The organism is Novosphingobium sp. ZN18A2 (assembly GCF_036784765.1).
In the GTDB taxonomy this organism is placed as follows: Bacteria; Pseudomonadota; Alphaproteobacteria; order Sphingomonadales; family Sphingomonadaceae; genus Novosphingobium.
Map to the genome: position 1 here is coordinate 2,350,426 of NZ_CP136651.1, position 12,398 is coordinate 2,362,823.

Sequence of the window (12,398 nt, forward strand, 5' to 3'; positions counted from 1 at the left end):
GCGAAATTCTGTAGCGGTTTTGCTTCGCCGCCCTTCGGCTCATCTGCCGGAACCGCAACACCTCTCGCCCCCGTTATCGGCTTCCGGCGATCACCGCGCCGGGCGCTTCGACGAGGTCGCCAAACCGGCGATCCCGATCAGCAGGACAATTCCCGAAAGCCACTGTTCATCAATTGCCGCATATCGGTTCGCTCCGCAGCTTGAAACGGTCAAAACCTCGAAAAATCAACGTTTGGTTAAAGGTATATCCGTAAAACAACCGAAACGGGCGCAATCAGATCAGAAAATGCAACCCCATGTTGAACTGCCGAGGAGTAGCCCGTCATGCTTGCCCCTGAGCCCGCAACCGATGATGTCGGACTGAACGGACACGAGGCACCGCGGATCATCAAGGTTCGCGATGCCGAGCGGCGCACTTTAACGTCGAACGCCGATATCCGGCACAAGGTCGGCGTGCTTTCCAAAGGCGTGATGACCGACATTTCCGAACGTGGCTGTCGCCTCGAAATGCCCTCATGCGGAGGCAAAGCGGGCCAGGTCGTATATGTCGAGATCGACGGCATCGAACCGTGGCCTGGCGTAATCCGCTGGATCGAGCCTGACGCGTTGGGGGTCGAGTTCGTAAATCCGCTCTACGGCCCGGTCGTCGAGCACCTTGCGAGGACTCGGCCAAGCGTTGAAGTCTAACCACGGACATGGACCGAATGCAGCGCGGGCAAATGTTCGCGATCCGTAACCTGAACCTTCAAACCGCGAAACTCCGCCGAATAAGCGGCATCCTTCGTATGCGGTGAACAAGCCGTTGTGAAACATTTCACAGCGATCCAGACGCTTCAAAGCGCTAAGTAATTGCCAATAAATAAAGCGTGTAATCAGGGTCAGTCGCTAAGCCAGAACACGACGAAGGCAATCGGCATGGCAAGAAAGAAGACGATCCACGACCAGTTGAACTCGAAGTAGGAAATGTTCAACGTCTGGACGCGCCAGAACCCCTCACCGTAATCGCCCGGGCCGATCAGGAACGAAGCGATAAGCGTTATCACGGTTGCGAGCGCGATTGCCTTCAACAATGCTGCCATGATCTCTAACCACTTTTGATGATCCCGATATCTACCATGACAGGGGGTTGGCCGTCATTCCTGTTTCCTGTCCGCACACCGCGTCATCAGCCAGGGTATGCGAGTGGCACCGTGAAACTGAGGATCGCCCCGCCCTCGTTCAGATTTGCGGCTTTGATCGTCCCTCCGTGCGCTTCAACGATCGTTCGCGCAATCGCGAGGCCAATTCCCGATCCATCCCGCCTGGTCGTAAAGAAGGTTTCGAAAACATCGGGGAGAACGTCCTGAGGGATACCCGGTCCGTTGTCGGACACGCAAAGCTCCAGGTGCGTCTTGCCTGCAAGGCTGCGGACGGTGACGTTGCATGGCTTGCCGTCCGCTGCTTCGCAGGCGTTCCTGATCAGGTTGATCAAGACCTGCTGTATCTGCAGGCGATCGGCTATGACCGGCGCTACGGATACGATATCGAACGTGATCGATAAGTTCGTTGACCCGGTGAACGACAGGGCAACAGCCTCGTTCACAAGTTGCTCAATTTCAAGATTTGTCCGCTTTGCCAGCAACCTGACGGGCATATTGCGCGTGCGGCGGATGATTTCACCGGCGTGCAAAGTCGATTTCAATGCGGCCTCGAGACAGTCCGTCAACGCCTGTGAGACACCCTCGTGCGCCCCTATGCGGCGGGCGGCTTCGATATAGTTCGATGCAGTGGCCAACGGCTGATTGACCTCATGCGCAAGCGTTGAGGCCATCGTATCCATCGCGCTCGACCTCGACGCATAGATCAATCTGTTCTGTAATGATCGAACCTGTTCCTGCATCGCCTTTTCAGCGGTTACGTCCTGTTTCGTTCCGAATATCCGGACTGGCTTGCCAACATCATGTTCGATTTTTGCGGTAATGCGGATCCATTTTTCGTTGCCACTGGCGCCCCGGATCAGAACGTCCTGTGTGAACCCCGTGCCGGATTTGATCGCCGCGCTGCGTCGCCGTTCCATTTCGCCTCGAGACGCGCTGTCATAGAGGCTCAACACCTCGTCTCGATCAATCGTCTTTCCCCTCGGAATTTCGAAAAGGTCGTAAACAGTATCGGTCCAGGTCAGCCGATCCGTCGCCAGATCGCATTCCCAGACACCAATCTTCGCCAGATCCGAGATGCGATCATACATTTTCTCAAGATGAGCGGCCGATGCGGAATGCAGGTCCAATACACCCACCCGGCATTCCGCATCGCGCGCATTTGCAGATCTGTCGCTGATCGCTTCATCCAGCCGACTGCGATGCTTTTGCGTCATTTTCAGCCTTTTGATCTGGAGCTCGATCAGAAATTGCGCTGAACATTATCGGTCACGCGAGTTGACGGGAATACACGCAATCGAATTGGTGGTCTTGCGAAAACCGGAGGAGACCAGCGATGTAATACCAACCTGCCCCCATCGCGCGCCACCCAGGCGGCGTGGACACGCCCCCCTGGTATAGAGGCTAAAACCGCGCGCATTGCGGTTGCCGACCTGAACGGATGACCTCTATCGGGAAGTCGATTTGGTCGGAGCTACGTTTCCTTTCGGGGCGAATTCCACTCAACGGCCAATCTCGCCTAAAACACTCACATGCAAGTGCCGCGTCACGCCTGCTGACGCGCCTTCGGCTTGGCGCTATGGGACCGTCATGCACGTTCCTCACCGCGAATCCGTTACGCCCGTGTGCGTGGCCGCCTTGTACCGCTTCACGCGCTTCGAGGATTGCGCCGGCTTGCGCACGCCGCTTGAGCGCCTGTGCCGCGAGCAGGGCATTCGCGGTACTTTGCTGCTTGCTGCCGAGGGTATCAACGGCACGATTGCAGGGCCGCCCGAAGGGATCGCCAAAGTGCTGGAACACATCCGCGCCCTGCCCGATTGTGCGGACCTTGACGTCAAACTTTCGCGTGCATCTGCCATGCCGTTCCACCGCATGAAGGTGCGTATCAAGCGCGAGATCGTCACGATGGGCGAGCCGGGCCTCGATCCGCGGACAAGCGTGGGCACGTATGTCGAGCCACAGGACTGGAACGCGCTGATTTCGGCCCCCGACACCATCGTGATCGACACGCGGAACGATTACGAGGTGGCGGTGGGCACTTTCGAAGGCGCGATTGACCCAAAGACGGCGAGCTTCCGTGATTTCCCCGAATGGTTTCGTCGCCAACGCGAAAAGCTGGTTGGCACGGGCAAGCCGCCAAAGGTCGCCATGTTCTGCACGGGCGGCATCCGTTGCGAGAAATCGACCGCGTTCCTCAAGCAGGAGGGGATCGAGGAGGTCTATCACCTCAAGGGCGGGATACTGAAGTACCTGGAAACGGTGCCCGAGGAACGCAGCCTCTGGCAGGGCGAATGCTTCGTCTTTGACCAGCGGGTGACAATCGGGCACGGACTTGTGCAGGGCAGTCATGCCCTCTGCCATGCCTGCCGCCGCCCGGTGAGCACGCAGGACCGCAATTCCCCGCTTTACGAACCGGGTGCAAGCTGTCCCGCCTGCCACTCGGAAAGGACCGACGAACAACGCGCATCCTACCGCGAACGCCACCGGCAGGAGATGCTCGCCGCCGCGCAGGGCCGCGCGCATGTCGGCGCTTCGATGTTAGAGCAGGCAGATGACGGCACCGGCTGATCCCGTTCTCTACAGCTTTCGCCGATGTCCTTATGCGATGCGGGCGCGGCTGGCGCTGGCGGCCAGCGGCGCCCGCTGCGAGCTGCGCGAGGTCAAGCTATCGGCAAAGCCGAAGGCCATGCTCGACGCTTCGCCCAAGGGGACCGTGCCCGTGCTCGTCCTTCCGGACGGACAAGTGATCGACGAGAGTCTCGACATCATGCGCTGGGCGCTGGCGAAACGGGACCCCGAAGGCTGGCTGGCGCGCGACGACGCCGCGCTCATCTCCACAAACGACGGCCCGTTCAAGCACGACCTTGACCGCTACAAGTATCCGGAGCGCCACCGGACAGACCCACTTGGATTTCGCGCGCGCGGGCTGGAATTCCTGCGCGAAATCGATGGCCGCCTGGCGGTTGCCTGCCAGCTTTGCGGTCCCGAGCGCGGATTGGCGGATGCGGCCATCATGCCTTTCGTGCGGCAGTTCGCGGCCGTGGACAGGGAATGGTTCGATACTCTGCCGCTGCCCCATCTCAAGGCCTGGCTGGCCGGTCACCTGGCGTCGGAACTTTTCGACGCGATAATGATGCGGGTGAAGCCCTGGTCGCCCGGCGATCCGTTGACAGTCTTCGCGGTGCCTCAAGACAATCAGGGCACGTAGCGCGCATCCGCTTCGCCCACGATTGACCGATGCCGGCCCGAGCAGAGCCACGGATCGACCGTACCTTTCCCGCGTTTTTTCGGCAGATGTCGATCCGGCGTGCGAACGGTAGATCTTCACCTACCCAGCCCGCTCGTCCATCATGGCGCCGCTGGTCCGGCAGCGTCCTGCCAACCACCGCCGAGCGCCTTGAACAAGTCAATCCTGTTCGATGCCAGCACCTGTTGCGATGCGGCATAATCCGCACGTGCACGCAACATATCCGACTGCGCCACCAGCGCGTCCAGATAGGATATCGAACCGGCCTTGTAGCGCGCTTCGGCCAGTTGCCAGGCGCGTTCCGAACGATCTTTTGCGTCGCGCAAGGCGTCACGCCGCCGCTGCTCTGTATCGACGCGCGTCAATGCCTGCTCAACTTCCTTGAGGGCCGTCAGCACCTTCCCGTCGAAATTTGCCAGCGAGATATCGGCCTGCGCACGTGCCTGCCGGGCCTTGGCTCGCGCAACGGCCATGTTCGGAAAACTCCACGATATGAGCGGTCCCAGCGAAAATCCGAACGAACTCCCGCCGTTCTCACTATCGCTACCCAATGCGGTTCCGCCCAGGCTGATGCGCGGATAAAGGTCCGCGGTCGCGACGCCGATCACCGGCCAATCGGACACGCTGAGCCTGTCATACCAAGGCGCCAAGATGTTGACGCATCACGCCCTGGAAATGTTCATGCACCACAAGAACTTAACCAAAGCGCGATGAGACAAGCTCATCGCGCCTTGGTATCAGTCCGTCAATTACCTGTCCCCGCGACTGACCGCCACAGAGTCGATTTTTCCGGGGAACCGAAAGTTTCCGCGCCCTTCCCCGGTCAGGTCGGCGAAACTCCATCCGGTTTCGGCGTCGTCGGGGATAAGGACAGGCACGATATGGGGTATCGCCTCAGTGACTGGCGAACCGCCGTCGACCGTCAGTTCCGCTTCGCCCTTGCCGCCCGACAGCTTGGTGACCCGAACCGAAAGTACATGCTGGCCCGGTTGCAGCTTGTCAGGCCCTGCTACTCTCACGAAGTCCGCAGGATCGTCGGACGCCTTGTGGATGAAGACCGGACATCCATCGACAATGAATACACCCCACCCCACGGCGCGGCTGCCATTTTCCACCAGAGTGCCGTCTGACTTTCCGTCCGGTACGGTGAACTTGATGTCTACCGACCAACTGCGGCCGCTCAGGTCCGGGAACGCGCCACCGGTGATGCGCCGGTCCGACGGATAGAACACGAAGCGGGACCGGTCGCCCAGCAAGGAAGGCCGATTGGACGTGCGCCAGCGGGCAAACGACCGGTTGTCGATAGGCAGGATGTCGTCGCGCGCGGCCTCCTGCCAGAAGTGCGCCTTCATCCTGGCGAGCTTTTCGGGATACTTTGCTGCCAGATCCTGCGATTGCGAGAAATCGGTATTCAGGTCGTACAACTGCCACTTGCCTTCGGTAGGCAGGCCGCCAGGTCCGGCAAAATCCCACGGCGGACGCGTGGGCGTGGTGTTCGCGAACCAGCCATCCTGATACCACGCCGCATTGCCCTGCATTTCGAACACCTGGCTGGTGCGCCGCGACGGGGCGTCCGGATGATTGAACGAATAGGCCAGGCTGATCCCGTCCATGCGCTGCTGCTTGATGCCGTCCACACTGGTCGGGATCGGAATCCCGGCTGCTTCATACAGCGTCGGGGCAATGTCGCTCACATGGGCGAACTGAGGGCGAAGACCGCCTGGCGCCCTGATGCGTTTCGGCCAGGAAATAACCATTCCGTTGCGGATGCCGCCAAGGTGGGAGGCAACCTGCTTGGTCCACTGGAACGGCGTATTCATCGCCCATGCCCAGCCAACCGGGTAGTTGTTGTAGTATTTGGGACCGCCAAGGTCCGGCATCGCCTTGATCATGGTGGCAAGATCGGCGCGGAAGCCATTGATCGATGCGATGTCGTTTATCGACCCTTCCGGACCGCCCTCGCCGCTCCCCCCGTTATCGCCCTGGATGTAGATGACGAGCGTATTGTCGAACTTCCCTTCCGCCTTGAGTTCACCGATCACGCGCCCGATCTGGTTGTCCGCATACGACAGCGCCGCCGCATAGACTTCCATCATGTGCGCATAGACCCGCTTGCGTTGGGGCGAGAGGGAATCCCAGGCGGGTATGCCCGCCGGCCGAGGGGAAAGGCGCGTGCCCTTCGGGACGACCCCAAGGGCGATCTGCCGGGCAAGCGTTTGCTCACGCATCTTGTCCCAGCCCATGTCGAACTTGCCCTTGAACTTCGCGATCCAGTCGGCTGGCGCGTGATGCGGGCTGTGCGATGTGCCGGGCGCGTAATAGAGCAGGAAAGGCTTGTCCGGTGACGCGGCATTTTCGGTCCGCAACCACGCAATCGCATGGTCTGCGAGATCGTGATCGAGGATGTAATGGGGATCGTTGGCCGGTTTCTGCACCGGCGTGTGGTTTTCGAACAGCGAGGGATTCCACTGGTTGGTGGCACCGCCCATGAAACCGTAGAAATAATCGAAACCAAGACCGTTGGGCCATCGGTCGAATGGCCCCACCGCGCTCTGTTCCCATTCGGGCGTGTTGTGGTTCTTGCCGAACCACGACGTGGCATAGCCGTTGTCGCGGAACACCTCACCGATGGTCGCCGCGCTCTTGGGCAGGACTGTGCTGTATCCCGGGTATCCGGTTCCCATCTCCGTGATGGCCCCGAACCCGACCGTATGCGGCTCGCGCCCGGTCAGCAGCGAGGCGCGGGTCGGCGCACAAAGGGCTGTGGTATTGAACCGGTTATAACGCTCACCGACCTTTGCCAGCGCGTCGAACGTCGCCGTCGGAACGGGGCCGCCGAACGTGCTGCTTGCGCCGAAGCCGACATCGTCGGTCATGATGAGCAGGATGTTCGGCGCTCCGGGCGGCGCCTTGGTGTCCATCTTGTAATACGGAGCAGACGAAGTCTGGATGGTCCGTCCAATGGTGCCGTGCCATGTTTCTCCAGGGCGTGGCAGCACCGTCGACGGGCGCCAGACGCTGCGATCGACGCCTTGCTGCCGCGCCTGATCCCCCGCCGCACCAGTATGCTGCGCGGATGCCGTGGCGGCGGCGACGAGCGCGAGCCCTGTCGCCGCCAGGATGCGAGGGAGCATCCGCATCAGAAGTTGCGGCGCAGGCTGAGCGACCACTGGCGCGGTGCCGCGACCTGACCGGTTGTGATCCCGATCGGCAGCCGTATCTTGTTGAGATAGTAGAACTTGTTCGTCAGGTTCGTCACCGCCGCGGCAACTTCCCAATCGTCATCGGCCGAACGCCACGTGATACGCGCGTTGAAAACCGAATAGGGATCGACCAGGCCAAGCGGATTGTTGTCAACGTTGATGAAGAACGACGACTGGTAGGCAAAGTCGAGACGCGGCGTAATGCTGCCCAGATCGCCCAGTTCGGCACGATATTGCGCACCCGCGCTCACCTTCCATTTGGTGATATAGGGCGCGACGTTGTCGAGCGTGATGCCCCGGAACGTCGCTCCGGCAGCCGACACGGATTTCAGCTTGAAATCGAGGTAACTGGCCGAACCGTCGAATTCGAACCCGCCGAGGCGCGCATTCAACTCTGCCTCTACGCCGCTGAGGCGGGCATCGCCGGCATTCGTGGGCGTGGCATTCTGCGGGCTGATCACCACTCCGTTGACGACCGTAGGCGCGTTGTTTGTGAAGATGATGTTCTTGTAGTCGTTGATGAAGCCGGCCAGGTTGAAACGCACGGCACGGTCGAACAGCGTGGTCTTCAAACCAGCTTCATAGGCTGTGAGCGTTTCCGGGTTGAACGGCAGGACTTGCTGCGAAACGAACGGCCTCGGGTTGATGCCGCCCCCGCGATAGCCGGTGGAAATCTGTGCATATCCCATTACGGCAGGGCTGAACTGGTAGGAAAGATTGGCGCGGTAGTCCCAGCGGCTTCCCGAATAACGGCCAACGTCCCCGTCGATAGCCGCCTGTGCGGTATAGCTGGTTTGCGATGTGTCGAACGGGTTCAGACGGCGGAAATAATAATCCTTCTTGTCGCTGGTGTACCGCAGCCCGCCGGTCAGCGTCAGTGCATCGGTCAGATGGAATTCGCCGTGTACGAATCCGGAAATGCTGCGCGAAGGTATGCGGTCGTTCGAATAGAAGGCGGATTCGAACGGCGCGCCGGGGGCGATGATGTCTCCGCCTTCGATGTAAGCCGTCGATTTGTAGTAGAACGCGCCAACGGTCCAGTCGAGCAAGTGATTGAAACTGGACCCGTTAAGCCGGGCTTCCTGGGTGAATTGCTCGAACGAATTGGTAAAGGTTGAGGTGTTGATGCCAAACGGCGTCGTATCGAAATCGGTGCTGTAGCGTCCGGACAGGTCCATGTAGGCGGTGATCAGTTTCAGTGCCAGGTTGTCGGCAAGATCGATATCGACCGTTCCCGACACGTCCCAGGCACGAAGCCGGGTGTTCGGAGTCCACATGGTGGCCGGATGCGATCCGGCCTTGTCGGTGAACGCAGGCGTTTCGTAACTTGAATAGTTGGAATACTCGTTCGGCGGCGTCAAAAACGTCGAAAGGTCCGGCACGCCCGGCGTGAGAAGCCCCGGCGTTGCCAGATTGATCAATTTGGTCGCCGACGGCTCTGAATCGTCCACCAGCTTGCTTGCAGCGATGTTCACTTCGACAGAATCGCTGGCTTTCCAGCGCAGCGCGAGGCGCCCCGCGGTATAGTCCTTGCCGCCTTCGTGACCGATCACGCAATTGGTGCCCCCGGCCGCAGTCGACGGAATCCCGGCGGCATTGCCGGGGTTGCGGCAGCCATAGTCATACCGCGTGAGATAACCGTCCTGATGCCGCGTCACGCCCGAAAACCGGACCCACAACTGGTCCGGAACAAGCGCGATGTCAGCCACGCCGCGCATATCCATGCGATCACGCGATCCGGTTGTGGCTTCAAGGAAACTGCCGCCGGAACCCGGCTTGCGCGTATAAAGCTTGACCGCGCCGCCGATGGAATTCTTGCCGGCCAGTGTGCCCTGCGGACCGCGCAGGATTTCCACCCGGTCCAGATCCAGCAGATCAAGCTGCGCACCGAAGATGGCGCCGTGATAAACGTCGTCAACGTAAAGCCCGACGCCCGGTTCAAAGGCAAAGTTGGAATCGTACTGGCCAACGCCGCGGATGAAGATCGCCGCGCCCGGGCCATAGGCTGAACCGGTCGGCTTCATGACAACGTTCGGTGCGCTGTCCGTAAGATCGGTAATCGTCTCGTAGCTTTTCTGCTCAAGCGTCTGGGAATTGAACGCCGAAACCGCCAGTGGCGTTTCCTGCAGGTTCTGGGACCGGAACTGCGCTGTAACGACGATTACATTGGAGTCGTCGGCAGCATCGGCGGCGGCTCCGGCCTGCGTGGCCGCTTGCGTCGAAGGTTGTTCCTGCGCAACCGCAGGCGTAGCGAAAGCGATCGCAGAAATCGCTGCGCCGCTCATCAGAATCATCCTCATTTCTCTCTCCCAATTCCCTGTGATTGCTGGTTATTCGGTATCGACGTCGAGCGAGGTCAGTGTCGCTCCGCTCAACGGGCCACGCTGTTGTCCCGCGAAAAGAAGCCCCAGTCCGTCGCGGCCCACATAGGTGTATCCAAACACCCGGTAGGTGACCGGAACGGATGCACTCGCCACTGGCTGTCCATCGATTTCCATCTTCAATACCGAAGCGCGCGCGCCCGCCGCATCGTCTGGCTGGAAATGCACGGAAACTGTGTGTTTGCCGGTATCGAGCGGCCGATCCGATCCCAGGATCACGCGCTCCTTGTCCCGGCCGGTCGGATTGTAGAAAAACCGCGGGAAGCCGTTTTCGAGCGAGAAACCGAAACCGCTCGAATGATTGCCTCCGATGGCGATCGGGCCGCGCGCCTCATCGCTTCCCACCACAAGGTGCGCGGTTAGCGTCCACCCCCGGGAAATCGATGGGAACGAATTTTCCGGATAACGGGTATCGCCCGGATAATAGGTAAAGTGCGTTCGCCCGGCCAGAAGGCTTGGACGATTGGACGGCGCGAACCGCGTCATCAGGTTGGCGCCAAGCGGATAGACGTGGAATTTGGTCGCCGCCGCGTCGAAGTCCTTTTTCAGTTCCGCCAGCTTCTTCGGATCCTGCGCCGCGAGGTCGTGCGACTGGCTGTAGTCATCGCGCAGATTGAACAACTGCCACTTGAACTTATACGGATCGACCGGCGGGTGCTTGCGGTCCCACGGCGCGATTTCGGGGATCGTGTTGGCGAACCAGCCGTCCTTGTAATAGCCGCGATTCCCCAGCATCTCGAAATACTGCTGACGATGCCGTTCGGGCGCATTCGGGGCGTTGAACGAATAGACAAGGCTCGTCCCGTCAATCGGCTGTTGGACCACACCGTCGACCTTGGCGGGCGGCGTTATGCCCGCCGCTTCGTATATCGTCGGCGCGATATCGATGATATGACTGAACTGGGTGCGAAGACCGTCATGCTGCTTGATCCGGTCGGGCCAGGAAATAACCATGCCATCGCGCAGACCGCCCAGGTGCGATGCAATTTCCTTGCCCCACTGGAAGGGCGTGTTTGTAGCCCAGCCCCAGGCGGCGGGATAATTTCCGAATCCCAGCGGGCCGCCATGAATGTCGAGTGTTTTTGCGAGTTCGGCCTGGGTCGGCTCTATACCCAGAAGACTGGCCATTTCATCATTCGCACCGTTGAGGCTTTCGTCGCTGGCGCCGTTGTCCCCCTGGATGAAGATGATCAGGGTGTTATCGAACTGGCCGCTTTTCTTGAGCCAGTCGACCACGCGGCCGATCTGGTAATCGCATTGGGCAAGCTGTGCCGCGGCGACTTCCATCATCCGCGCGGCAACATGCTGTTCTTCCGGCGTAAGGCTGTCCCAGGCAGGAAGCCCTTTGGGTCGCGCTGTCAGAACGGCATTGGCGGGAATGATGCCCAGCTTCTTCTGTCGCTCGAACGTCTGCTCGCGCAGTTTGTCCCACCCCATGTCGAACTTGCCCTTGAACCGGGCGATCCAGTCTGCAGGCGCCTGGTGCGGGGAATGAACGGTGCCGGGCGCCCAATAGGCGAAGAACGGCTTGTTTGGACGAACGGTGTGCTGGACCTGCAACCAGTGCAGAAGGTGATCCGAAAAGTCCCGGTCGAGATTGTAGGCAGGATCGTTTTCCGGTGCCTCTATCGGATTTCGATTTTCGACCAGTTGGGGGTTGAACTGGTCCGACATCGCGGAATTGAAGCCATAGAAGTAATCGAAGCCCATGGCATTGGGCCAATGATTGAACGGTCCCGTGGGGCCGGTCTCCCAGACCGGCGTATTATGGTTCTTGCCGATAAATGCGGTCGCATACCCATTCATCTGCATCACGCGGCCGATAGTCGCGGCGCTGGCGGGCATGACCGAGGTGTAGCCCTTCTGATCCGTTGCGAGGTTGCTGATCGCCCCGGATGCCACCGCGTGATGGTTCCGCCCGGTCAGCAGGGCCGCCCGCGTGGGCGAACACATCGCGGTTGTATAGAACGCGTTATACTTGATGCCCTCCTTGGCGAGAGCATCGAACGTGGGTGTAGGAATCGCGCCGCCATATGCGGTCGAGGCCGAGAATCCCACGTCGTCGGTCATGATGAGCAGCACGTTGGGCGCGCCGCGCGGAGCCTCTGGCGGATTTGGATAATAGCGCCACTGGTGGGGCGCCTGTTCCGTGGCAGGGGCGGAGTTGTCGGCCGACTTGGCCAGGGCGGACGGGATGCCGCACAATGTAAGGGAGAGACCGCCGCTAACCAGGGCAGTTGCGGCAAGCGCGCGTGCGAGGGTGGTACGACACCTGGTCTTCATCCGTTCTCTCCCAGCAAGGGGGAAAGGACGGCTGTTTCGGCCCCTTTGCTTCCCCCCGACATTTTCAATTCGGGGTCGTTCAGCGCCGCCCCACCCCTGGTGCAATGCCCGTCGCGGCCTTGCCCAAGGTGAGAGAAAACTGCGTATT

At 60.3% G+C, this 12,398-nt stretch carries 9 protein-coding genes; 3 read left to right on the forward strand and 6 right to left on the reverse strand.

Annotated elements, in window-relative coordinates; all coding sequences use genetic code 11:
• Positions 1–324 precede the first annotated feature (324 nt).
• On the forward strand, positions 325–687 hold the full coding sequence (locus RXV95_RS11240; protein WP_338466143.1) for a PilZ domain-containing protein: 363 nt from the start codon (positions 325–327) through the stop codon (positions 685–687).
• A gap of 191 nt (positions 688–878) precedes the next feature.
• On the opposite strand, the gene RXV95_RS11245 is transcribed toward RXV95_RS11240, so the two are convergent.
• A complete protein-coding gene (locus RXV95_RS11245; RefSeq protein WP_338466144.1) occupies positions 879–1,079 on the reverse strand; it encodes a hypothetical protein in 201 nt (66 codons plus the stop codon).
• An 86-nt stretch (positions 1,080–1,165) separates the two neighbouring features.
• Positions 1,166–2,353 carry an ATP-binding protein gene (locus RXV95_RS11250; protein WP_338466145.1) on the reverse strand — a complete coding sequence of 396 codons (1,188 nt, stop codon included), beginning with the start codon at positions 2,351–2,353 and terminating at the stop codon, positions 1,166–1,168.
• Positions 2,354–2,726: 373 nt separating this feature from the next.
• Between RXV95_RS11250 and RXV95_RS11255 the strand changes: the two genes are divergently transcribed.
• Positions 2,727–3,704 carry a rhodanese-related sulfurtransferase gene (locus RXV95_RS11255; RefSeq protein ID WP_338466146.1) on the forward strand — a complete coding sequence of 326 codons (978 nt, stop codon included), beginning with the start codon at positions 2,727–2,729 and terminating at the stop codon, positions 3,702–3,704.
• Entirely contained in the window at positions 3,688–4,344 is a 657-nt protein-coding gene (locus RXV95_RS11260; RefSeq protein ID WP_338466147.1) for a glutathione S-transferase, read from the forward strand. Before RXV95_RS11255 ends, RXV95_RS11260 begins: the two co-directional genes overlap by 17 nt.
• A 140-nt stretch (positions 4,345–4,484) precedes the next feature.
• On the opposite strand, the gene RXV95_RS11265 is transcribed toward RXV95_RS11260, so the two are convergent.
• From RXV95_RS11265 to RXV95_RS11280, 4 genes are all read right to left on the reverse strand, one after another.
• Positions 4,485–5,006 carry a TolC family protein gene (locus RXV95_RS11265; RefSeq protein ID WP_338466148.1) on the reverse strand — a complete coding sequence of 174 codons (522 nt, stop codon included), beginning with the start codon at positions 5,004–5,006 and terminating at the stop codon, positions 4,485–4,487.
• Between the two features lie 126 nt (positions 5,007–5,132).
• Positions 5,133–7,523, reverse strand: a complete 2,391-nt coding sequence (locus tag RXV95_RS11270; RefSeq protein ID WP_338466149.1) for an arylsulfatase — start codon at positions 7,521–7,523, stop codon at positions 5,133–5,135.
• Positions 7,523–9,886: a TonB-dependent receptor gene (locus tag RXV95_RS11275; RefSeq protein ID WP_338466150.1), complete on the reverse strand. Its 2,364-nt coding sequence runs from the start codon at positions 9,884–9,886 to the stop codon at positions 7,523–7,525. Before RXV95_RS11275 ends, RXV95_RS11270 begins: the two co-directional genes overlap by 1 nt.
• 30 nt (positions 9,887–9,916) lie before the next feature.
• Entirely contained in the window at positions 9,917–12,250 is a 2,334-nt protein-coding gene (locus RXV95_RS11280) for an arylsulfatase (protein ID WP_338466151.1), read from the reverse strand.
• Between the last annotated feature and the right edge of the window lie 148 nt (positions 12,251–12,398).

Bases quoted from the DNA above. Each gene is read 5' to 3' on its own strand.
- RXV95_RS11240 (WP_338466143.1), top strand. From the start codon at position 325: ATGCTTGCCCCTGAGCCCGCAACCGATGATGTCGGACTGAACGGACAC.
- RXV95_RS11280 (WP_338466151.1), bottom strand. From the start codon at position 12,250: ATGAAGACCAGGTGTCGTACCACCCTCGCACGCGCGCTTGCCGCAACT.
- RXV95_RS11255 (WP_338466146.1), top strand. From the start codon at position 2,727: ATGCACGTTCCTCACCGCGAATCCGTTACGCCCGTGTGCGTGGCCGCC.
- RXV95_RS11275 (WP_338466150.1), bottom strand. From the start codon at position 9,886: ATGAGGATGATTCTGATGAGCGGCGCAGCGATTTCTGCGATCGCTTTC.
- RXV95_RS11270 (WP_338466149.1), bottom strand. From the start codon at position 7,523: ATGCGGATGCTCCCTCGCATCCTGGCGGCGACAGGGCTCGCGCTCGTC.
- RXV95_RS11250 (WP_338466145.1), bottom strand. From the start codon at position 2,353: ATGACGCAAAAGCATCGCAGTCGGCTGGATGAAGCGATCAGCGACAGA.
- RXV95_RS11245 (WP_338466144.1), bottom strand. From the start codon at position 1,079: ATGGCAGCATTGTTGAAGGCAATCGCGCTCGCAACCGTGATAACGCTT.
- RXV95_RS11260 (WP_338466147.1), top strand. From the start codon at position 3,688: ATGACGGCACCGGCTGATCCCGTTCTCTACAGCTTTCGCCGATGTCCT.